Source organism: Kitasatospora sp. NPDC059462, from assembly GCF_042749955.1.
GTDB lineage: Bacteria > Actinomycetota > Actinomycetes > Streptomycetales > Streptomycetaceae > Kitasatospora.
In genome coordinates, this window is the sequence record NZ_JBHYUU010000116.1 from 1 (window position 1) to 20,763 (window position 20,763).

At 72.8% G+C, this 20,763-nt stretch carries 19 protein-coding genes; 1 reads left to right on the forward strand and 18 read right to left on the reverse strand.

Annotated features, from left to right (window positions below; genetic code table 11):
- Nucleotides 1–115 precede the first annotated feature (115 nt).
- The 14 genes from ACFXAM_RS25640 to pyrR all read right to left on the reverse strand — a co-directional run bounded on the left by ACFXAM_RS25640 (nucleotide 116) and on the right by pyrR (nucleotide 16,625).
- Entirely contained in the window at nucleotides 116–2,203 is a 2,088-nt protein-coding gene (locus tag ACFXAM_RS25640) for a primosomal protein N' (RefSeq protein ID WP_380294586.1), read from the reverse strand.
- A 100-nt stretch (nucleotides 2,204–2,303) separates the two neighbouring features.
- Nucleotides 2,304–3,512 (reverse strand): methionine adenosyltransferase, encoded by a 1,209-nt coding sequence (gene metK / locus ACFXAM_RS25645; RefSeq protein ID WP_380294587.1) that lies wholly within the window; start codon nucleotides 3,510–3,512, stop codon nucleotides 2,304–2,306.
- A 152-nt stretch (nucleotides 3,513–3,664) separates the two neighbouring features.
- Complete coding sequence (gene coaBC / locus ACFXAM_RS25650; RefSeq protein ID WP_380294588.1) at nucleotides 3,665–4,900, reverse strand: bifunctional phosphopantothenoylcysteine decarboxylase/phosphopantothenate--cysteine ligase CoaBC; 1,236 nt, start codon at nucleotides 4,898–4,900, stop codon at nucleotides 3,665–3,667.
- Nucleotides 4,901–5,056: 156 nt separating this feature from the next.
- On the reverse strand, nucleotides 5,057–5,323 hold the full coding sequence (rpoZ, locus tag ACFXAM_RS25655) for a DNA-directed RNA polymerase subunit omega (protein ID WP_030056185.1): 267 nt from the start codon (nucleotides 5,321–5,323) through the stop codon (nucleotides 5,057–5,059).
- 36 nt (nucleotides 5,324–5,359) lie between these two features.
- Complete coding sequence (gene gmk, locus ACFXAM_RS25660) at nucleotides 5,360–5,917, reverse strand: guanylate kinase (RefSeq protein ID WP_344338787.1); 558 nt, start codon at nucleotides 5,915–5,917, stop codon at nucleotides 5,360–5,362.
- 48 nt (nucleotides 5,918–5,965) lie between these two features.
- A complete protein-coding gene (gene mihF, locus ACFXAM_RS25665; protein WP_030056187.1) occupies nucleotides 5,966–6,292 on the reverse strand; it encodes an integration host factor, actinobacterial type in 327 nt (108 codons plus the stop codon).
- A gap of 359 nt (nucleotides 6,293–6,651) precedes the next feature.
- Entirely contained in the window at nucleotides 6,652–7,485 is an 834-nt protein-coding gene (gene pyrF / locus ACFXAM_RS25670) for an orotidine-5'-phosphate decarboxylase (RefSeq protein WP_380294589.1), read from the reverse strand.
- A gap of 32 nt (nucleotides 7,486–7,517) precedes the next feature.
- Nucleotides 7,518–8,630, reverse strand: coding sequence for a quinone-dependent dihydroorotate dehydrogenase (locus ACFXAM_RS25675; protein WP_380294606.1), 1,113 nt, complete (start codon nucleotides 8,628–8,630; stop codon nucleotides 7,518–7,520).
- Nucleotides 8,631–8,696: 66 nt separating this feature from the next.
- Complete coding sequence (gene carB, locus ACFXAM_RS25680; RefSeq protein WP_380294590.1) at nucleotides 8,697–12,005, reverse strand: carbamoyl-phosphate synthase large subunit; 3,309 nt, start codon at nucleotides 12,003–12,005, stop codon at nucleotides 8,697–8,699.
- A complete protein-coding gene (gene carA / locus ACFXAM_RS25685) occupies nucleotides 11,998–13,155 on the reverse strand; it encodes a glutamine-hydrolyzing carbamoyl-phosphate synthase small subunit (protein ID WP_380294591.1) in 1,158 nt (385 codons plus the stop codon). The genes carB and carA overlap by 8 nt, the downstream gene beginning before the upstream one ends.
- Nucleotides 13,152–13,721 carry a hypothetical protein gene (locus tag ACFXAM_RS25690; RefSeq protein WP_380294592.1) on the reverse strand — a complete coding sequence of 190 codons (570 nt, stop codon included), beginning with the start codon at nucleotides 13,719–13,721 and terminating at the stop codon, nucleotides 13,152–13,154. Before ACFXAM_RS25690 ends, carA begins: the two co-directional genes overlap by 4 nt.
- A complete protein-coding gene (locus tag ACFXAM_RS25695) occupies nucleotides 13,718–15,022 on the reverse strand; it encodes a dihydroorotase (protein ID WP_380294593.1) in 1,305 nt (434 codons plus the stop codon). The genes ACFXAM_RS25690 and ACFXAM_RS25695 overlap by 4 nt, the downstream gene beginning before the upstream one ends.
- On the reverse strand, nucleotides 15,019–15,996 hold the full coding sequence (locus ACFXAM_RS25700; protein WP_380294594.1) for an aspartate carbamoyltransferase catalytic subunit: 978 nt from the start codon (nucleotides 15,994–15,996) through the stop codon (nucleotides 15,019–15,021). Before ACFXAM_RS25700 ends, ACFXAM_RS25695 begins: the two co-directional genes overlap by 4 nt.
- Before the next feature lie 5 nt (nucleotides 15,997–16,001).
- Nucleotides 16,002–16,625, reverse strand: a complete 624-nt coding sequence (gene pyrR, locus ACFXAM_RS25705; protein ID WP_380294595.1) for a bifunctional pyr operon transcriptional regulator/uracil phosphoribosyltransferase PyrR — start codon at nucleotides 16,623–16,625, stop codon at nucleotides 16,002–16,004.
- A gap of 328 nt (nucleotides 16,626–16,953) precedes the next feature.
- On the opposite strand from pyrR, the gene ACFXAM_RS25710 reads away from it, so the two are divergent.
- Nucleotides 16,954–17,457 carry a transcriptional regulator gene (locus tag ACFXAM_RS25710; RefSeq protein ID WP_031072501.1) on the forward strand — a complete coding sequence of 168 codons (504 nt, stop codon included), beginning with the start codon at nucleotides 16,954–16,956 and terminating at the stop codon, nucleotides 17,455–17,457.
- A gap of 127 nt (nucleotides 17,458–17,584) precedes the next feature.
- Here ACFXAM_RS25710 and ACFXAM_RS25715 read toward each other — a convergent pair whose 3' ends face one another.
- The 4 genes from ACFXAM_RS25715 to efp all read right to left on the reverse strand — a co-directional run bounded on the left by ACFXAM_RS25715 (nucleotide 17,585) and on the right by efp (nucleotide 20,737).
- A complete protein-coding gene (locus tag ACFXAM_RS25715) occupies nucleotides 17,585–18,505 on the reverse strand; it encodes a hypothetical protein (RefSeq protein ID WP_380294596.1) in 921 nt (306 codons plus the stop codon).
- Nucleotides 18,506–18,721: 216 nt separating this feature from the next.
- Complete coding sequence (locus ACFXAM_RS25720; RefSeq protein WP_380294597.1) at nucleotides 18,722–19,567, reverse strand: thioesterase family protein; 846 nt, start codon at nucleotides 19,565–19,567, stop codon at nucleotides 18,722–18,724.
- 164 nt (nucleotides 19,568–19,731) lie between these two features.
- Nucleotides 19,732–20,169, reverse strand: a complete 438-nt coding sequence (gene nusB / locus ACFXAM_RS25725; protein WP_380294598.1) for a transcription antitermination factor NusB — start codon at nucleotides 20,167–20,169, stop codon at nucleotides 19,732–19,734.
- A 4-nt stretch (nucleotides 20,170–20,173) separates the two neighbouring features.
- Entirely contained in the window at nucleotides 20,174–20,737 is a 564-nt protein-coding gene (efp, locus tag ACFXAM_RS25730) for an elongation factor P (RefSeq protein WP_380294599.1), read from the reverse strand.
- Nucleotides 20,738–20,763: the final 26 nt, after the last annotated feature.

The window sequence follows — 20,763 nt, forward strand, 5'->3', positions numbered from 1 at the left end:
CACGGACACCGCGCCCCTCACCCGACGCCCGGCACCCCGCGCCCCACCGGGCCCGCGGCACCGGACCCGGATCCGGATCCGGATCCGGATCCGGATCCGGGTCGGCGCACGCCCGTCACCCGATGTCCGTCGGATCGATCCGCACCTTGACCGCCTCCGGCGTCCGCAGCGCGATCCGCGCGATCTGCGCCGCCTTCAGCGCCGTCGCCAGCGCCGCGCCCTGCCCGGGCGGCACCCGCAGCAGCGCGCGCTCCTGCTCCTCCCCCCGCAGCGCCGTGACCGGCACCGGCCCGAGCACGTCCGCCTCCTCCGGCAGCCGCACCAGGTTCAGCAGGTCCGCCACCGCCGCCGGGCTGCCGGTCACCGAGGCCATCCGGGCGACCGGCGGGAAGTGCAGCTGGGCGCGTTCGTCCAGCTCCAGCCCGGCGTGCCCGAGCGGGTCCCAGCGCACCAGCGCCTGTACCGGGCGCGCCGTGGGCTCGGCGACCACCACCACCGTCCCGCCCTCGGCGGCCGGCCGCACCAGCGCAGCGGCGGCCAGCCAGAGCCGCAGCGTCTCCTCCCCGGCCCGCAGGTCGGGCCGGCTGAGCAGCGCCCAGCCGTCCAGCAGCAGCGCCGCCGCGTACCCGCCGCCGCCCTCGACGACCGGCTCGGCGCCGGGCGTGGAGATCACCAGCGCGGGTTCGTCCGGGACGCTCGGCAGCACCGCGTCCCGCCCGGAGGTGCGCACCGGGACGCGCGGGAACGCCTTGCCCAGCTCCTCGGCGGTCCGCCGGGCCCCCACCACCTGCGCCCGCAGCCGGAACGAGCCGCACTCCGGGCAGTGCCAGTCCCGCTCCTCCTCGCCGCACCACTGGCAGCGCAGCGGCGCGTCCGCCCCGGCCGCCTCCAGCGGGCCCTCGCAGCGCCGGCAGCGGGCGGGCGTGCGGCAGCGCCCGCAGGCCAGCCGGGGCACGTAGCCGCGCCGGGGCACCTGGATGAGCACCGGCCCGCCGGCCGCCAGGCCCTCCCGGGCCGCCTCCCAGGCGACCGACGGCAGCCGGGCGGCCTGCGCGGCGGCGTCCCGGTGCTGGTCCTGGTCGGTGACGGTGCGCACCCGGGGCGCGGTGCGCCGGACGGTCTCCCGGTCGGCGGCCAGCGGCCGGGCCCAGCCGGTGCGCACCAGCTGCGCGCCCTCCACGGTGACGGCGTGGCCGCCGAGCAGGACGGCCGCGCCCTCCTCGGCGGCGCGCAGCAGGGCCACCTCCCGCACGTGCGGGTGCGGATTGCGCGGGTCGCTGTGGCTGGAGTCGCCGTCGGACCAGACCACCACCAGGCCGAGGTCGTGCACCGGCGCGAACATCGCGGCCCGGGTGCCGACGGCGGCGTGCACCGAGCCCCGGCTGACCTGGAGCCAGCGCCGGTAGCGCTCGCGCGGGCCGAGGTCGGCGGCCAGCACCGCATGCATGCCCTCGCCGAGCAGCTCGGTCAGCGCCCGGTCGACCCGGGCCACCGAGCGCCCGTCCGGCAGCACCACCAGGGCGCCGCGTCCGCCCGCCAGGGTGGCGGCGACGGCGCGGGCGATCTCGTACGGCCAGCCGGGGCCGGGCAGGGCCGTCCAGACCGCCCGGGGCGAGCCGCCGCCGGCCAGCGCGGTGAGGAAGTCCGGTCCGGCCGGGTAGCGGGACCAGCTGCCGGGCGCGGGCGCGGCCGGACGGGGGCGGGGCGGCGGCGAGGGCTCGGCCTCCGCCTTGGCGTGCCGGGGCGGCACCGCCAGCTGCAGGACGTCGGCCAGGGTGCCCGCGTACCGGTCGGCGACGGTGCGGCACAGCCGCAGCAGCTGTGGGGTGAGCACCGGCTCGGGCGAGAGGACCTGGGCGAGCGGGGCCAGCGGGCCGGGGAAGTCGCTCTTCTCCAGCCGGGCGACGATGAAGCCGTCGTGCAGCTCCCCGCCCTCGCGCTGGCCCTTGACGACGCGCGCGCCGAAGCGCACCCGCACCCGTACGCCGGGCCGGGCGTCCTCGGCCATCGCGGCGGGCACCTCGTAGTCGAAGAACTTGTCGATGGTGAGCACGCCCTTGTCGACGACCACCCGGGCGACCGGCAGGTGCTCGGCCCGCTTGGCACCGCGCCAGGTGCGCGGCTTGGCCCGGCGGACCGTCTCCCGGATGAACGCCAGCTGCTCCGGCGCCCCGCCCTCGTCACTCCCCTGCGTGCTGCTCATCGCCCCAAGTAGTACCAGGTCGCACCGACAGAACAGCAGGTGGCGGCCGCCCGGAGTGCCGGGCTGCCGCCACCTGCCGTCAGACGTCGGGCTCGGCCGATCAGGCCTCGACGGCCTTCTTCAGCTGCTCCACGCGGTCGGTCCGCTCCCAGGTGAAGTCCGGCAGCTCACGGCCGAAGTGGCCGTACGCGGCGGTCTGCGAGTAGATCGGGCGCAGCAGGTCCAGGTCGCGGATGATCGCGGCCGGACGCAGGTCGAAGACCTCGGTGACGGCCTTCTGGATCGACAGGACCGGCACGGTCTCGGTGCCGAAGGTCTCCACGAACAGGCCGACCGGCTCGGCCTTGCCGATCGCGTACGCGACCTGCACCTCGGCGCGGCGGGCGAGGCCGGCGGCGACGATGTTCTTCGCCACCCAGCGCATCGCGTACGCGGCCGAGCGGTCCACCTTGGACGGGTCCTTGCCGGAGAAGGCGCCGCCGCCGTGGCGGGCCATGCCGCCGTAGGTGTCGATGATGATCTTGCGGCCGGTGAGGCCGGCGTCGCCCATCGGGCCGCCGATCTCGAAGCGGCCGGTCGGGTTGACCAGCAGGCGGTAGCCCTCGGTGACGAGCTTGATGCCCTGCTCGGCCAGCGCCTTCAGCTCCGGCTCCACGACGAACTCGCGGACGTCGGGGGTCAGCAGCGACTCCAGGTCGATGTCACTGGCGTGCTGGGTGGAGACGACGACGGTGTCGAGGCGGACGGCCTTGTCGCCGTCGTACTCGATGGTGACCTGGGTCTTGCCGTCGGGGCGCAGGTACGGGATGGTCCCGTTCTTGCGGACCTCGGTCAGGCGGCGCGAGAGGCGGTGGGCCAGGGTGATCGGCAGCGGCATCAGCTCGGGCGTCTCGTCGGACGCGTAGCCGAACATCAGGCCCTGGTCGCCGGCGCCCTGCCGGTCCAGGTCGTCCTCGTCACCCTCGACCCGGGCCTCGTAGGCGGTGTCGACGCCCTGGGCGATGTCGGGCGACTGGGCGCCGATCGAGACCGAGACGCCGCAGGAGGCGCCGTCGAAGCCCTTCTTGGAGCTGTCGTAGCCGATCTCCAGGATCTTGTCCCGGACGAGCTGGGCGATCGGGGCGTACGCCTTGGTGGTCACCTCGCCGGCCACGTGCACCTGGCCGGTGGTGATGAGCGTCTCCACCGCGACCCGGGAGGCCGGGTCCTCGCGGAGGAGAGCGTCAAGAATGGTGTCGCTGATCTGGTCAGCGATCTTGTCGGGGTGGCCCTCGGTGACGGACTCCGAGGTGAACAGGCGGCGAGACACAGCGCTCCCTGGGGTTGCAGCGGCTGCTGACTGAAAGACCCCGGACGGATCCGGGGGCTTCCGGAAAGACTTGATTCCTGGAGTGTAACGGTCAGCTACCGAGGAACGTCACGCGATTCCGCAATTGAAGACCGTCCGCCCACTCTGCGAGATCACCCGGCGGAAGGATCGAGCCGTTCCGCGACCAGGTCCCAGACGACGTCCGCGAGCGCCTCCTTCGGACCCACCGGGACGGGCGTCTCACTGCCGTCGGAGCCCAGCACCACGGCCTCGTTGACGTCCTGGCCGAAGGCCTTGCCGTCGCCGACCTCGTTGACGACCAGCAGGTCGCAGCCCTTGCGGGCGAGCTTGGCGCGGCCGTTCGCGAGCACGTCGTCGGTCTCCGCCGCGAAACCCACGACGACTTGGCCCGAACGGGTGCGGTGGGCGGAGAGCTCCGCCAGGACGTCGGGGTTGCGGACGAGCGCGACCGGCGCCGGCTCGACGCCCTCGACCTTCTTGATCTTGCCCTCGGCGTAGACCGCGGGCCGGAAGTCGGCCACCGCGGCGGCCATGACCACGGCGTCCGCGTCCTGGGCCGCCTCCAGCGCGGCCGCCCGCAGCTCCAGTGCGGTCGCCACCCGGACCACGTCCACCCCGGCCGGGTCGGGCAGCGCGGCATTGGCCGAGATCAACGTCACACGGGCACCACGGGCGGCGGCGGTCGCCGCGAGCGCGTAGCCCTGCTTGCCGGAGGAGCGGTTGCCGAGGTACCGGACCGGGTCCAGCGGCTCGCGGGTGCCGCCGGCCGAGACCACCACGTGCCGGCCGGCCAGGTCGGTCCGCCCGCCGCCGTGGCGCAGCACCGCGCGGCAGGCGTCGAAGATCGCGGCCGGCTCGGGCAGCCGGCCCTTGCCGGTGTCCTTGCCGGTCAGCCGCCCGCTGGCGGGCTCCAGCACGATCACGCCCCGGCGGCGCAGCGTGGCGACGTTCTCCCGGGTCGCCGGGTGCTCCCACATCTCGGTGTGCATCGCGGGCGCCAGCACGACCGGACAGCGCGCGGTGAGCAGGGTGTTGGTCAGCAGGTCGTCGGCGAGCCCGTGGGCGGCCCTGGCCATGAGGTCGGCGGTGGCCGGGGCGACCACCACCAGATCGGCGTTCTGCCCGATCCGCACGTGGGGGACCTCGTGCACGTTCTGCCAGGTCTCGGTGGCAGCCGGACGGCCGGAGAGCGCCGCCCAGGTGGCCTCACCGACGAAGTGCAGCGCGGCCGCGGTGGGCACCACGGTCACCTGGTGGCCGGACTCGGTGAACCGCCGCAGCAGCTCGCACGCCTTGTACGCGGCGATGCCGCCGCTGACGCCGAGCACGACGCGCGGTGCGTCCGTCCCCTCCGTGCTGCCGCTCATGTTCCCCAGCTCTCCTCGTGCGGTCCTCGGGTGCCTGCCAACCCTACGGCGCGCCGGTGATCACCCGCACGGTGGCACCCCCCGCACGCGCGGGAACGCCGAAGGGCCCGTCGGAGCGGAACTCCGACGGGCCCTTCGAACGTGGGTGGGCCCGCCTCAGGCGGCCTCGACCGCCTCGGCGGTCAGCATGCCGGCGTTGATCTCGCGCAGCGCGATCGACAGCGGCTTCTCGTGCACGTGGGTGTCGACCAGCGGGCCGACGTACTCCAGCAGGCCCTCGCCGAGCTGGGAGTAGTACGCGTTGATCTGACGCGCACGCTTGGCCGCGTAGATGACCAGGCTGTACTTGGAGTCGGTGGCCTCAAGCAGCTCGTCGATCGGCGGGTTGATGATGCCCTCGGGCGCGGTCATGGAAGAGGACACGCGAAAACCTTCCGAAAGGGTGGAAAAGACAACAGGTCAGCCTACACCGAGCAAGGCTAGCAGTTCGCTCGCCACCTGCTCGACGGAGGTGTTGACCAGGGTCGTGTCGAACTCCGGCTCGGCTGCCAGCTCGACCTTCGCGGCCTCCAGCCGCTTCTCGATCACGTCCTGCGGCTCGGTGCCCCGGCCGGTGAGCCGGCGGACCAGCTCGTCCCAGCTCGGCGGGGCCAGGAAGACCAGCTGCGCCTCGGGCATGGACTCGCGCACCTGGCGCGCGCCCTGCAGGTCGATCTCCAGCAGCACGGGTTCGCCGCGCTCCAGCTTCTCCTGGACCGCCGCCCGGGGGGTGCCGTAGCGGTTGCCGGCGAACACCGCCCACTCCAGCAGCTCACCGTTGGCGATCAGCTTGTCGAACTCGTCGTTGTCGACGAAGTGGTACTGGACCCCGTTCTGCTCGCCCGGCCTCGGGTGGCGGGTCGTCGCCGACACCGAGAGCCAGACCTCGGGGTACTGCTTCCTCATATGAGCGACGACCGTGCTCTTGCCGACCCCCGAGGGGCCGGAGAGCACGGTCAGCCGCGGACGCTCACTCATGCACCGATTATCCCGGATCGCGGACGATCCCGGGACCACGGGGCACGGTCAGGCGGCACCGCCGCCGAACTCCCGCTCCAGGGAGGCGATCTGGTTTGTTCCGAGACCACGGACGCGGCGGCTCTCGGAGATGCCGAGCCGCTCCATGATCTGCTTGGCGCGAACCTTGCCGACGCCCGGAAGCGACTCCAGCAGGGCGGAGACCTTCATCTTGCCGATCACGTCGTTGTCGGCCTTGCCGGCCTTGATCACCTCATGCAGGGAGGCGCCGGAGTGCTTGAGCCGGTTCTTGACCTCGGCGCGCTCCCGGCGAGCCTCGGCGGCCTTGGCGAGCGCGGCGGTGCGCTGTTCAGGGGTAAGGGGCGGAAGAGCCACGCCGTTCACCTCAGGGTGGATGGAAGGGATTGAACTAGGACTGTTGTGCTTCCCAGGGCACCGGTCGGAGGGCGAACTCGCCGCCCCTGACCTGCGGGAGCAGCAGGTTTCGCGGCTCCTCGGTGACCTATCGCCGGACACTACCCGGATTGCGGCGCCGCGTCAGGAAAAGAACACGAAAAGTCCTGGTCAGCCGAGGCCGACCAGGACTTTCCCGGGCAAAATGACCGTGATTGCGAACCTTTGGCGGCACCGATGTGACGGCGCTCACGTCAAGTCCCCGCTCCGCGGAACCGTCGCAGCCCGTCATGGCGGTGCTGCACGGCGTTCGCCAGGAGCGAACCCCGCCGTCCCGTCCGTTACTTGACCGCCTCCGCGTACTCCTGGACAAAACGGTCGGCGGCCGCGCTCAGCGCCGCCACCGAGGGGCCGTGCTTCAGCACGTCCCGGCTGACGCTCGGCACCACGTTGCGCACCGAGGCGCCGAACACCCGCGGCAGGTCCGCCATGGTCGCGCCCTGGGCGCCGATCCCCGGGGCGAGCAGCGGGCCGTTGATCGCCAGGTCCACGCCCGCGTCCGCCAGCGTCGCCCCGACCACCGCGCCGAACGAGCCCAGCGGCTGCGCCCCGGCGTTCTCGGCGGCCAGCTGCCGCAGCACCGCGGCCGCCACCGGCTCGCCGTCCGCGCCCACGGCGCGCTGCACCTCGGCGCCCTCCGGGTTGGAGGTGAGCGCCAGCGCGAAGACGCCCGCGCCGTTGGCCGTGGCGAGGTCCAGCGCCGGGCGCAGCGAGCCGAAGCCCAGGTAGGGGCTGACCGTCACGGCGTCCGAGAACAGCGGGCTGCCGGGCGACAGGAAGGCCTCGGCGTAGGCGGCCATGGTGGAGCCGATGTCACCGCGCTTGGCGTCCATCAGGACGAGCGCACCGGCCGCCCGGGCCTCCGCCACGGACTTCTCCAGGACGGCGACGCCCCGCGAGCCGAAGCGCTCGAAGAAGGCGGCCTGCGGCTTGAGCACGGCCACCCGGCCGGCCAGCGCCTCGACGACGGTGCGGCTGAAGGTCTCCAGGCCCGCGACGCTGTCCTCCAGGCCCCAGGCGGCGAGCAGGGAGGCGTGCGGGTCGATGCCGACGCAGAGCTGACCGCGGGTGTCCAGGGCGTGGCGCAGGCGGGTGCCGAAGGGGGCGAGGGTCATGACGTCCTTCCGGGGAGCATGAGAGGAGGGGTTCAGGCGGCCGTGCGGTCGTCCACCGCGCTGCCGACGGCCGCGGCCAGGCTGCGGAAGCCGCCGGCCCGGACGCGCTCGGACAGGCCCTTGTGGATGCGCCGGCACCAGAACGGGCCCTCGTAGATGAAGGCGCTGTAGCCCTGGACCAGGTCCGCGCCGTGCACGATCCGCTGCCAGGCGTCCTCGGCGGTCTCGATGCCGCCGACCGAGACCAGCACCAGCCGCCCGCCGGTGCGGGCGCGCAGCCGCTGGAGGACCTCCAGCGCGCGCTCCTTGAGCGGGGCGCCGGACAGGCCGCCCATGCCGATCTCCTCCACCCGGGCGGCGTCGCTGCGCAGGCCCTCGCGGCCGATCGTGGTGTTGGTGGCGATGATGCCGTCCAGGCCCAGCTCCAGGGCCAGGTCGGCGACCTCGTCGACGTCCTCGTCGGCCAGGTCGGGGGCGATCTTGACCAGCAGCGGCACGTGGTGCGGGGTGGTCCGGTCGGCGGCCTCGCGCACCGCGCTCAGCAGCGGCCGCAGGTGCTCGACGGCCTGAAGGTTGCGCAGCCCGGGGGTGTTCGGCGAGCTGACGTTGACCACCAGGTAGTCGGCGTAACGGGCCAGCCGCTCGGTGGACTTCACGTAGTCGGCGACCGCGTCGGCCTCCTCGACCACCTTGGTCTTGCCGATGTTGACGCCCACCACCGGGGTGGAGCTGGTGTGCGGACGCGCGGCCAGCCGGGCGGCGACCCGGGCCGAGCCCTGGTTGTTGAAGCCCATCCGGTTGATCAGGGCGCGGTCCTCGACCAGCCGGAACAGCCGCGGCTGCGGGTTGCCCGGCTGCGCCTCGCCGGTCACGGTGCCGATCTCGACGTAGTCGAAGCCGAGCATCGACAGGCCGTCGATGCCGACGCCGTTCTTGTCGAAGCCGGCCGCCAGGCCGAACGGGCCGGGCAGCGCGAGGCCGAGGGCGTCGGTGCGCAGCGCCCGGTCGCGCGGGGCGAGCACCAGCCGCACCAGGCCGCGCAGGCCGGGCACCGAGGAGGCCAGCCGGATCCAGAAGAAGGCCAGGTGGTGGGCCTTCTCGGGGTCCATCTTCTTGAAGACGAGGTCGAACAGCAGCTTGTACACAAAGTCCTCCCAGGGCATGGAAGTGGGGGGCACCCGACGGTACTGGTGCCCCCCACTGGAGTGGTGCTAGGCGCGGCCGGCGTTGATCAGCTCGGCGTGCTCCTGGAGCGACATGACGCCGACCTCGTCGCGCAGCAGCCGGTCGATGCCCTGGACGGCGGCACCCATGGCCTGGACGGTGGTCAGGCAGGGCACGGCGCGGGCGATGGCGGCGGTGCGGATCTCGTAGCCGTCGAGGCGCCCGCCGGTGCCGTACGGCGTGTTGATGATGAGGTCGACCTCGCCGTCGTGGATCAGCTGGACGATGGTCCGCTCGCCGTTCGGGCCCTCGCCCTCGCTGTGCTTGCGCACCACGGTGGCGGGGATGCCGCCGCGCTGCAGAACCTCGGCGGTGCCGGCGGTGGCGAGCAGCTCGAAGCCGAGGCCGACCAGCGCGCGGGCCGGGAAGACCAGGTTGCGCTTGTCGCGGTTGGCGACCGAGACGAAGACCTTGCCCTTGGTCGGCAGCGCGCCGTAGGCCCCGGTCTGGGACTTCGCGTAGGCGGTGCCGAAGACCCGGTCCAGGCCCATGACCTCGCCGGTGGAGCGCATCTCCGGGCCCAGGACGGTGTCCACGCCACGGCCGTGGACGTCGCGGAAGCGGCTCCACGGCATCACGGCCTCCTTGACCGCGATCGGCGCGTCGGCGGGCAGGGTGCCGCCGTCGCCCTCGGCCGGCAGCAGGCCCTCGGCGCGCAGCTCGGCGACGGTGGCGCCGAGCGAGATGCGGGCGGCGGCCTTGGCCAGCGGCACCGCGGTCGCCTTGGAGGTGAACGGCACGGTGCGCGAGGCGCGGGGGTTGGCCTCCAGCACGTACAGGATGTCGCCGGAGAGCGCGAACTGGATGTTGATCAGGCCGCGCACGCCGACGCCGCGGGCGATGGCCTCGGTGGAGGCGCGCAGCCGCTTGATGTCGTAGCCGCCGAGGGTGATCGGGGGCAGGGCGCAGGCGGAGTCGCCGGAGTGGATGCCGGCTTCCTCGATGTGCTCCATGACGCCGCCGAGGTAGAGCTCGGTGCCGTCGAACAGGGCGTCGACGTCGATCTCCACCGCGTCGTCGAGGAAGCGGTCGATCAGCACCGGGTGCTCGGAGATCAGGCCGGCGTGGCGCTCCAGGTAGGAGGCGAGCGAGGCCTCGTCGTAGACGATCTCCATGCCGCGGCCGCCGAGCACGTAGGACGGGCGGGCGAGCACCGGGTAGCCGATCTCGTCGGCGATGGCCTTGGCCTCGGCGAAGGAGAAGGCGGTGCCGTGCTTGGGGGCGGGCAGGCCCGCGTCGCGCAGCACGCGGCCGAAGGCGCCGCGCTCCTCGGCGAGGTCGATGGCCTCGGGCTGGGTGCCGACGATCGGCACGCCGTTGTCCTTGAGCGCCTGGGCCAGGCCCAGCGGGGTCTGGCCGCCGAGCTGGACGATCACACCGGCCAGCGGGCCGGCCTGCTGCTCGGCGTGGACGATCTCCAGCACGTCCTCCAGGGTGAGCGGCTCGAAGTAGAGCCGGTCGGAGGTGTCGTAGTCGGTGGAGACGGTCTCCGGGTTGCAGTTGACCATGACGGTCTCGTACCCGGCGTCGGCGAGCGCGAAGGAGGCGTGCACGCAGGAGTAGTCGAACTCGATGCCCTGGCCGATGCGGTTCGGGCCGGAGCCGAGGATGATCACCGCGGGCTTGGTGCGCGGGGCGACCTCGCTCTCCTCGTCGTAGGACGAGTAGAAGTACGGGGTCCTCGCCGCGAACTCGGCCGCGCAGGTGTCGACGGTCTTGAACACCGGGCGGATGCCGAGCGCGTGCCGCACCTCGCGGACCACGTCGGGCCGCAGGCCGCGGATCTCGCCGACCTGCTGGTCGGAGAAGCCGTGGCGCTTGGCGTGCCGCAGCAGCTCCGGGGTCAGCTCGGCGGCCTGCGCCAGCTCGCCGGCGATCTCGTCGAGCAGGAAGAGCTGGTCGACGAACCACGGGTCGATCTTGGTGGCCTCGAACACCTCCTCCGGGGTGGCACCGGCGCGGATCGCCTGCATGACGGTGTTGATCCGCCCGTCGGTCGGCACGACCGCCTTGGCGAGCAGCTCCGCCTTGTCGCCCACCGGGCCGACCCAGGTGAACTGGGAGCCCTTCTTCTCCAACGAGCGCAGCGCCTTCTGCAGCGCCTCGGGGAAGTTGCGGCCCAGCGCCATCGCCTCGCCGACCGACTTCATGGTGGTGGTCAGCGTGGCGTCGGCGCTCGGGAACTTCTCGAACGCGAACCGCGGGACCTTGACCACGACGTAGTCGAGGGTCGGCTCGAAGGAGGCCGGGGTCTCCTCGGTGATGTCGTTGGGGATCTCGTCCAGCGTGTAGCCGACGGCCAGCTTCGCCGCGATCTTGGCGATCGGGAAGCCGGTGGCCTTGGAGGCGAGCGCGGAGGAGCGGGAGACGCGCGGGTTCATCTCGATGACGATGACCCGGCCGTCCTCGGGGTTGACCGCGAACTGGATGTTGCAGCCGCCGGTGTCGACGCCGACCTCGCGGATCACGGCGATGCCGATGTCGCGCAGGATCTGGTACTCGCGGTCGGTGAGCGTCATCGCCGGGGCGACGGTGATCGAGTCACCGGTGTGCACGCCCATCGGGTCGAAGTTCTCGATGGAGCAGACGACCACGACGTTGTCGCTCTTGTCGCGCATCAGCTCCAGCTCGTACTCCTTCCAGCCGAGGATGGACTCCTCCAGGAGCACCTCGGTGGTCGGGGAGAGCGTCAGGCCCTGGCCGGCGATGCGGCGCAGGTCCTCCTCGTTGTGGGCGAAGCCGGAGCCGGCGCCGCCCATGGTGAAGGAGGGGCGGACGACGACCGGGTAGCCGCCCAGGGTGTCGACCCCGGCGAGGACCTCGTCCATGGTGTGGCAGATGACCGAGCGGGCGGACTCGCCGTGGCCGATCTTGGCGTTGACGGCCTCGACGACGCCCTTGAACAGCTCGCGGTCCTCGCCCTTGTTGATCGCCTCGACGTCGGCGCCGATCAGCTCGACGCCGTACTTCTCCAGCGTCCCGGCCTCGTGCAGCGAGATCGCGGTGTTCAGCGCGGTCTGCCCGCCGAGGGTCGGCAGCAGCGCGTCGGGGCGCTCCTTGGCGATGATCTTCTCGACGAACTCCGGGGTGATCGGCTCCACGTAGGTGGCGTCGGCGACCTCCGGGTCGGTCATGATCGTCGCCGGGTTCGAGTTCACCAGCACGACCCGCAGGCCCTCGGCCTTCAGGACCCGACACGCCTGCGTGCCCGAGTAGTCGAACTCGGCGGCCTGGCCGATCACGATCGGGCCGGAGCCGATCACCAGGACGGACTTGATGTCAGTGCGCTTAGGCACGCTGGCCCTCCATGAGCTTCACGAAACGATCGAAGAGGTACGCCGCGTCGTGCGGGCCGGCGGCGGCCTCCGGGTGGTACTGCACCGAGAAGGCGGGCACGTCCAGCGCCTGGAGGCCCTCGACCACGTCGTCGTTGAGGCAGACGTGGGAGACCTCGACCCGGCCGTAGGGCGTGTCGCTGACCTTGTCGAGCGGTGCGTTGACGGCGAAGCCGTGGTTGTGCGCGGTGACCTCGACCTTGCCGGTGGTGCGGTCCTGGACCGGCTGGTTGATGCCGCGGTGGCCGTACTTGAGCTTGTAGGTGCCGAAGCCCAGCGCCCGGCCGAGGATCTGGTTGCCGAAGCAGATCCCGAAGAACGGGGTCCTGCGCTCCAGCACGCCCTGCGCCACGGCCACCTGGTGGTCGGCGGTGGCCGGGTCGCCCGGGCCGTTGGAGAAGAACACACCGTCGGGCTGGACGGCGTAGACGTCCTCCAGGGTCGCGCCGGCCGGCAGCACGTGCACCTCGATGCCGCGCTCGGCCATCCGCTGCGGGGTCATCGCCTTGATGCCGAGGTCCAGGGCGGCGACGGTGAAGCGCTTCTCACCGATCGCGGGCACCACGTACGGCTCGGTGGTGGCGACCTCGGCGCAGAGGTCGGCGCCCTTCATCTCGGGCGAGTTCTGCACCTTGGCGAGCAGCGCGGCCGGGTCGGCCAGCGCCTCGCCGGAGAAGATGCCGCAGCGCATCGCGCCGCGCTCGCGCAGGTGGCGGGTGAGCGCCCGGGTGTCGATGCCGCTGATGCCGACGACGCCCTGGTTCACCAGCTCGTCGTCCAGCGAGCGGCGGGAGCGCCAGTTGGAGGCGACCCGGGCGGGGTCGCGCACGACGTACCCGGCGACCCAGATCTGCTTGGACTCGTCGTCCTCGTCGTTCCAGCCGGTGTTGCCGATCTGCGGGGCGGTCATCACGACCACCTGGCGGTGGTAGGACGGGTCGGTGAGGGTCTCCTGGTAACCGGACATACCGGTGTTGAAGACCGCCTCGCCGTAGGTCTCGCCGGTCGCGCCGTAGGCCTGGCCGCGGAAGGTCCGGCCGTCCTCCAGGACGAGCACGGCAGGGACACGCTCCCGCCGTTGGCGCTGCGTGGTGGGGACAGGTGCGGTCATGACGCGGCCTCTTCCGTCTTCTTCGTCGTACGTGTTGCGGTGAGATGGGCGATCGCCTCGACCCAGGCGGTGTGCTCATCGGGGTGGTCGGCCCGGAAGCCGGAGTCCAGTTCGGTGCCCTCGTGCGTCCAGGTGACGACGAGGATCCCGGAGGGGACGACCTTGCCGGCGATCCCGGAGTCCGTGCGGGCACCGGTCAGGTGCTCGGCGGGGATCCAGAAGTCGACGTCGCCGGGGCGCTGCACCAGCAGGCCCTGCTCGCCGAGGGTCAGGTCGGCGCGGCTGCGGGTGCCCAGGCCGTGCGCGACGACCCGGTCCAGCCAGTTCCCGGCGGTGGTGGTGCCGTGGTACCGGCCGCTGGTCTCCAGGATGGTCCGCCCGGCGCGCTGCGGCACGGCCGGCAGCGGGGGGATGCCGGACTGCAGGGTGCGGCGCCAGTTCCAGCCCTGGCGCATCAGCCAGTAGACCAGGCCGATGACCAGTACCAGCCCGACCGTCCAGCCGAGGTAGCCGGGCCAGTTGGTGACCCTGGCCTGCTCCTGGGCCAGCAGGACGGCGGAGCTCACGCGAGCCCGCCCTGGTCGACCAGTTCGCCGGCCAGCACGGTCGCGGTGCCGCGCAGGAAGGTGGCGTGCACCCGTCCGGGCAGGTCGAGGCCCTTGTAGGGGGTGTTGCGGGAGCGGGTGGCGAAGCTGTCGGGGTTCACGACACCACGGTACGCGGGATCGAACAGCACCAGGTTGGCGGGCTCACCCACCGAGACCGGGCGGCCGTGCCCGGCCAGCCGGCCGATCCGGGCCGGGCGGTGCGACATCCGGTCGGCGACGCCCTCCCAGTTCAGCAGGCCGGTGTCCACCATGGTCTGCTGCACCACGGACAGCGCGGTCTCCAGGCCGACCATGCCCATCGCGGCCACGGCCCACTCGCAGTCCTTGTCCTCGGCCGGGTGCGGCGCGTGGTCGGTGGCGACGGCGTCGATGGTGCCGTCGGCCAGCGCCTTGCGCAGCGCCTGGACGTCCTCGGCGGTGCGCAGCGGCGGGTTGACCTTGTAGACCGGGTCGTAGGAGCGGACCAGCTCGTCGGTCAGCAGCAGGTGGTGCGGGGTGACCTCGGCGGTGACGTCCCAGCCCTTGGCCTTGGCCCAGCGGACGATCTCCACCGAGCCGGCGGTGGAGAGGTGGCAGACGTGCAGCCGGGAGCCGACGTGCGCGGCGAGCAGCACGTCACGGGCGATGATCGCCTCCTCGGCGACGGCCGGCCAGCCGCCCAGGCCCAGCTCGCCGGAGACCTGGCCCTCGTTCATCTGGGCGCCCTCGGTCAGCCGCGGCTCCTGCGCGTGCTGGGCGACGACGCCGTCGAAGGCCTTCACGTACTCCAGGGCGCGGCGCATGATCACCGCGTCGTCGACGCACTTGCCGTCGTCGGAGAAGACCCGCACGCCGGCCGCGGAGTCGTGCATGGCGCCGAGCTCGGCGAGCTTCTTGCCCTCCAGGCCGACGGTGACGGCGCCGACCGGCTGCACGTCGCAGTAGCCGGACTCCTGGCCGAGGCGCCAGACCTGCTCGACCACGCCGGCGGTGTCGGCCACCGGGAAGGTGTTGGCCATGGCGTGGACGGCGGTGAAGCCGCCCTTCGCGGCGGCCTGGGTGCCGGTGAGGACGGTCTCGGCGTCCTCCCGGCCGGGCTCGCGCAGGTGGGTGTGCAGGTCGACGAGGCCGGGCAGGGCGATCAGGCCGGTGGCGTCGATCTCGATGTCGGCCCGGACGTCCAGCGCGGTGCCGATCGCCCGGATCACGCCGTCGGCGAGGTGGAGGTCCTGCGGGGCACCGCCGAGGATCTGGGCGTTGCGGATCAGGTAGGTGGTCACTGAGCAGTCTCCACGGAGTCGGTGCGGGGGGTGTCGGTGAGGGTGGCTCCGCCGAGCAGCAGGTAGAGCACGGCCATCCGGACGGAGACGCCGTTGGCGACCTGCTCGACCACGGTGCAGCGCGGGGAGTCGGCGACCTCGGCCGTGATCTCCATGCCGCGGACCATCGGGCCGGGGTGCAGCACGACCGCGTGCTCGGGCAGCTGGGCCATCCGGACGGCGTCGAGGCCGTAGCGGCGGGTGTACTCGCGCTCGGTGGGGAAGAACGCGGCGTTCATCCGCTCCCGCTGGACCCGGAGCATCATCAGCGCGTCGGTCTTCGGGAGGACCCGCTCCAGGTCGTAGCTGACCTCGCAGGGCCAGTTCTCGATGCCGATCGGCAGCAGGGTCGGCGGGGCCACGAAGGTGACCTGGGCGCCGAGCGTGGTGAGCAGGTGGACGTTGGAGCGGGCGACCCGGCTGTGCAGGATGTCGCCGACGATGGTCACCCGCCGCCCGGCGAGGTCGTGGCCCGAGCCCGGGTTGAGGTGGCGGCGCATGGTGAAGGCGTCGAGCAGCGCCTGGGTGGGGTGCTCGTGGGTGCCGTCACCGGCGTTGATGACGCTGCCGTGCAGCCAGTCGGACTGCGCCAGGCGGGCCGGCGCGCCGGAGGCGTGGTGCCGGATGACGACGGCGTCGGCGCCCATGGCCTGCAGGGTGAGGGCGGTGTCCTTGAGACTCTCGCCCTTGGAGACCGAGGAGCCCTTGGCGGAGAAGTTGATGACGTCGGCGGAGAGCCGCTTCTCGGCGACCTCGAAGGAGGTCTTGGTGCGGGTGGAGTCCTCGAAGAAGAGGTTGACGACGGTCCGGCCGCGCAGGGTGGGGAGCTTCTTGACGGCCCGGCCGGAGAGCTGGGCGAGCTCCTCGGCGGTGTCCAGGATGAGCAGCGCGTCGTCGCGGCTGAGATCGGCTGCGGACACGAGGTGGCGCTTCACGCGGGTTACTCCGGGAGGTGCGGTTCGGTGGGCTGGGCGGCCAGGGCCTGGGAGGAGCGCGCGGCGTAGTCGCGGTCGCCGACGAGCACGGCGTCGACGCCGTCGCGGTCGGCCAGGCGCACCTGGACGGCTTCGCGCAGCGAGGTGGGGAGGTTCTTGCCCACGTAGTCGGCGCGGATGGGCAGCTCGCGGTGGCCCCGGTCGACGAGGACGGCGAGCTGGACGGCGCGGGGGCGGCCGATGTCGTTCAGGGCGTCGAGCGCGGCGCGGATGGTGCGGCCGGAGAAGAGCACGTCGTCGACGAGGACGACGAGCCTGCCGTCGATGCCGCCGGGCGGGATCTCGGTGTGTTCCAGGGCGCGGGCGGGCTTCAGCCGCAGGTCGTCCCGGTACATGGTGATGTCCAGGGTGCCGAGCGGGATGTCGCGGCCGGTGATCTGGGCGAGCCTGGCGTGCAGCCGGCGGGCGAGGTGGACGCCCCTGGTGTGGATGCCGAGCAGCACGACGTCCTCGGCGCCCTTGGCGCGCTCGACGATCTCGTGCGCTATCCGGGTGATGACCCGGGCGATGTCCGTGCCGTCCAGCACCTGGTGCGGCGGCCTCGGAGCGGATTCCTGGTGTGCGGTCATGCCGAAGCGGACCTCCTTCCCCGCCTCACGGGACGGGCCTTAAAGGATGTCTGGGACGCCCCGCCGGACTGCGGCGCGGGCTCCGGTCATCCTACAGCGTCATTCTCGGCCAACCGACGGCCATCATTCCGCTCCCCCGGGTTCACGCACCGGACGCACCGGTGATGCGGGCCATTCGCACGACTGCCCCATTCGGCTTGACGCAACTACCTCACTCTACGTAACCTCACAGTGAGTTACGAGACGGACGTCGGACCCACCGGTAACGGCGTCGGCAATCGCCCGTGACCCACCACTGAACGCGAAGCAATCTCGTCCGGGGAGATCAATGTCCAGCGACTACGCGAAGCAGCTCGGAGGCAAGCTCCGAGCCATCCGCACTCAGCAGGGGCTCTCCCTGCACGGTGTCGAGGAGAAGTCCCAGGGGCGCTGGAAGGCAGTCGTCGTCGGCTCGTACGAGCGCGGCGACCGTGCGGTCACCGTGCAGCGGCTGGCCGAACTGGCGGAGTTCTACGGGGTCCCGGTCCAGGAGCTGCTGCCCGGCGGGACGCCCGGCGGCGCGGCCGAGCCGCCGCCGCGCCTGGTCCTCGACCTGGAGAGACTGACTCAGGTCCCGTCCGAGAAGGCCGGCCCGCTGCAGCGCTACGCGGCGACCATCCAGAGCCAGCGCGGCGACTACAACGGCAAGGTGCTGTCGATCCGCCAGGACGACCTGCGCACCCTGGCCGTGATCTACGACCAGTCGCCGTCGATCCTCACCGAGCAGCTGATCTCCTGGGGCGTGCTCAACCCCGACGCGCGCCGCGCGGTGCGCGAGGAGGAGGCGAGCTGAGGCCCGCCGCACCGGCTCCCGCCGGTCCTCCCGCCGGCCTCCCGCCCGCGGGGACGGCGGACAACAGCAGAAACGTCACGGCGCGGCCCCCGCGAGGGGTGCCGCGCCGCGGCGCGTCCGCCGGCGGTCAGCAGACCGTCTCCAGCCGGTAGCCCGGCTCGGCGGCCACCCCGTCCAGCCGCACCGACCCCTCGGCGGGCGCCCAGACCCGGCCCTCGCTGGCCCAGGCCCAGGCGGTCGGCCGGTACTCCCCGCAGGCGGCGGCGGAGCCCTGGGCGCCGTGCAGCACCGCGAGGCCGGGCAGCTCGCGGGCCAGCCCGGTGCAGAACACCGCGCAGAGCAGTTCGAGGTCCTCGTCGTTGATCCGCACCACGCCGTCCTCCCACTGGAGCACCCGGGCGGCCGCGGTCAGCCGCCCACCGGGCGCCTCCACCGACAGGCGCAGCTCGTAGACCCCGCTGCCGGCGCCGAGCAGCATCCGGCGGAACACCTCGGCGCCGCGCTCGTGGGCGTCGCGCACGGCGTCGTCGCGCTCCCCGTGGAGCCGGCCGTCGAGCAGCAGGTCGGCGTGGCGCAGGGTCAGCCCGTTCTCGCGGGCCCGGACCAGGCGGGGGACGAAGTCTCCGGCGAGCTCCTCGCCCTGGTAGGCGAGCAGTTGGGTGCGCAGCGGCGGGTTGACCAGGTAGCGGTCGCGGGCGGCCGGCTCGGCCGGGTCGAGGCCGTGCAGCAGACAGAACTCGGCGAAGTCCTGCGGGTGGAACATCCGGGCCCGGACGGTGTCGAAGCGGCGCCGGGCGTCGGCGAGCAGCTCGGCGGTCTCGCTCAGGTACTGCTCGTGGTCGGGAGCGTCGGACAGGCCCCAGGCGCGGGCCCGTTCGAAGTCCGCGGGGCTGGTGAGCACGCCGATCACGAAGGCCTGGCCGGCGCCCTCGGCCCGCTGCCGCTCGCAGGCGGCCTCGCGGTCGGCGGCCGCGCGCGAGCGGGCCCGGGGGCGGGAACCCGCGGCGGTGCAGTCGGGGGTGCGGCGGGCGCGGCCGTTGCGGCTCATCGGGGCTCCTCGGACGGGGCGGACGGGGCGGCGGTGGGTGGTGCCGTCGCCCCTGTCCTCCCCCGCCCCGCGTGGCGCACACGTACGACGTGTCACAGGACTGTAACCGAGGGTGAATCGGATGTTTGGAGTCACGCACGGTTGTGCGGGCCGCCGCTCACGCCCCGCGCGCCCGCCCCGTGCGCGGCGCACCCGTCACTCGCCGTGCACGCCCGCTCACGCCGGACGCGGGGCCTTCGCCAGCTGGCGGGACTGGGCGACCAGCCGGCCGGACTCGTCCCACACCTCGGCGTCCTCCTCGAAGTACCCGCCGGCCAGGTTCCGGGTGGCGTGGACCAGGCGCAGCCAGCCGGCCGCGGGCCTGGCCCGCAGGTGCACGGTCAGCTCGACGGTCGGCGCCCAGCCGGGCATCCCGAGGTCGAAGGTGACCGGCGGCAGCGCGTCGGCGGCCAGCAGGAGCAGCAGCGGGTCGGGGGCGCGGCCGTCGGCGAGCCGGAACCAGCCCTGGATCCGTCCGGCACCCGAGGGCTGCCCGAGCGCCCAGCCGACGGTGGCCGGGTCGAGCCGCAGGTCGAAGCGCTCCAGCAGGGCGGCCTGGGTGAGGAGTTCCTTGGGCGCGTGCTCGACGCCGATGCACCGGTCCGGCGGCGGCAGCTGCGGCGGCACGGCGGTGGTGCGCACCTCGCCGTCCTGGGCGGCGAGGTCGCCGTGGGTGGCGACCACCCGCAGCCGCTCCACGCCGTCCTGGCTGAGCGCGGCGGTGCCGGTGGACAGCGAGCGGCCGGTGCGGATCACCTCCGTGCGCACGGTGGCCGGGCCGGGGGTGGCGGCGGAGAGGTAGTAGCCGCTGATCGAGACCGGGTCGGCGTGGCCGGCGCTCTCCGGGCGGGCGGTGTGCGCGAGCGTGAGCGCATGGCCGGCCACGGCCAGCAGCAGTCCGCCGTTGACGCCGCCGCCGATCTGCCAGCCGGCGCCGAGTTCACCGTCGTAGCGGCCGGGCTCGTCCGGGTGCGGGGAGAGCGCGATGCCCTGGTCGAACTCGCTGCGGATCGCCGTGGTCATGGAGGTGGCCTGCCCTTCGCTGCGGGGTCGCCGGCGGGCACGGGGCCGCCGGCGCGCCGGGTTACTGGCGAGTAGAGGCCACCATACGCCGACCGGGTGAACACGCACGACGGCCGCCGGACCGTTTCCGGTCCGGCGGCCGTGGTGCACGCCGTGCGCAGGGGTCAGCGGCGGATGCCGGGCTTCAGCTCCAGGAAGCGGGCCAGCAGGCCGTTGACGAACGCCGGGGAGTCGTCGGTGGAGTACTCCTTGGCGATCTCCACGGCCTCGTCCAGGACGACCGCGTCGGGGACGCGGTCCTCCCAGATCAGCTCGTACGCGCCGAGCCGCAGGACGTTGCGGTCCGCGATCGGCATCCGGTCGAGCGTCCAGCCGACCGCGTACTGCGAGATCAGCTCGTCGATCCGGCGGGCGTGCTGGACGTAACCCTCGACCAGCTCCATGGTGTACTCGCCGACCTGCGGGGTGCCCTCGTCAGGCTTGGGCTCCCGGGCCCGGGCCACCCAGTCGGCGAGGACCGTCAGCGGGTCGACCCCGCGGTGGTCGGCCTCGAACAGGATCTGGAAGGCTCGCGTGCGGGCCTTGGTGCGTGCGGACGACACGGACTTACTTCACCCGGCCGAGGTAGCTGCCGTCGCGGGTGTCGACCTTGACCTTCTCGCCGGTGGTGATGAACAGCGGCACCTGGATCTCGGCGCCGGTCTCCAGCGTCGCCGGCTTGGTGCCACCGGTGGAGCGGTCGCCCTGGACGCCCGGCTCGGTCTCGGCGATGACCAGCTCGACGGCGGCCGGGAGCTCGATGTAGAGCACCGAACCCTCGTTGACGGCGACGAGCGCGTCGAAGCCCTCCAGCAGGTACTTGGCGGCGTCGCCGACGACGACCGGCTCGATGGCCAGCTGGTCGTAGGTGTCCATGTCCATGAACACGAAGTTCTCGCCGTCCTTGTACGAGAACTGCATGGTGCGCTTGTCGACGTTGGCGGTCTCGACCTTGGTGCCCGCGTTGAAGGTCTTGTCGACGACCTTGCCCGTCAGGACCTCCTTGAGCTTGGTACGCACGAAGGCCGGGCCCTTGCCGGGCTTGACGTGCTGGAACTCGACGACGGACCAGAGCTTGCCGCCCTCCAGCTTGAGGACCATGCCGTTCTTGAGATCGTTCGTGGAAGCCACGGGCGCACTTACTCCTGGATATAGCT

Excerpts from the sequence above, each read along its gene's own strand:
- ACFXAM_RS25715 (WP_380294596.1), bottom strand. The coding sequence starts at position 18,505 with ATGAGCCGCAACGGCCGCGCCCGCCGCACCCCCGACTGCACCGCCGCG.
- gmk (WP_344338787.1), bottom strand. The coding sequence starts at position 5,917 with ATGAGTGAGCGTCCGCGGCTGACCGTGCTCTCCGGCCCCTCGGGGGTC.
- ACFXAM_RS25720 (WP_380294597.1), bottom strand. The coding sequence starts at position 19,567 with ATGACCACGGCGATCCGCAGCGAGTTCGACCAGGGCATCGCGCTCTCC.
- pyrF (WP_380294589.1), bottom strand. The coding sequence starts at position 7,485 with ATGACCCTCGCCCCCTTCGGCACCCGCCTGCGCCACGCCCTGGACACC.
- ACFXAM_RS25640 (WP_380294586.1), bottom strand. The coding sequence starts at position 2,203 with ATGAGCAGCACGCAGGGGAGTGACGAGGGCGGGGCGCCGGAGCAGCTG.
- pyrR (WP_380294595.1), bottom strand. The coding sequence starts at position 16,625 with ATGACCGCACACCAGGAATCCGCTCCGAGGCCGCCGCACCAGGTGCTG.
- ACFXAM_RS25710 (WP_031072501.1), top strand. The coding sequence starts at position 16,954 with ATGTCCAGCGACTACGCGAAGCAGCTCGGAGGCAAGCTCCGAGCCATC.
- carA (WP_380294591.1), bottom strand. The coding sequence starts at position 13,155 with ATGACCGCACCTGTCCCCACCACGCAGCGCCAACGGCGGGAGCGTGTC.
- coaBC (WP_380294588.1), bottom strand. The coding sequence starts at position 4,900 with ATGAGCGGCAGCACGGAGGGGACGGACGCACCGCGCGTCGTGCTCGGC.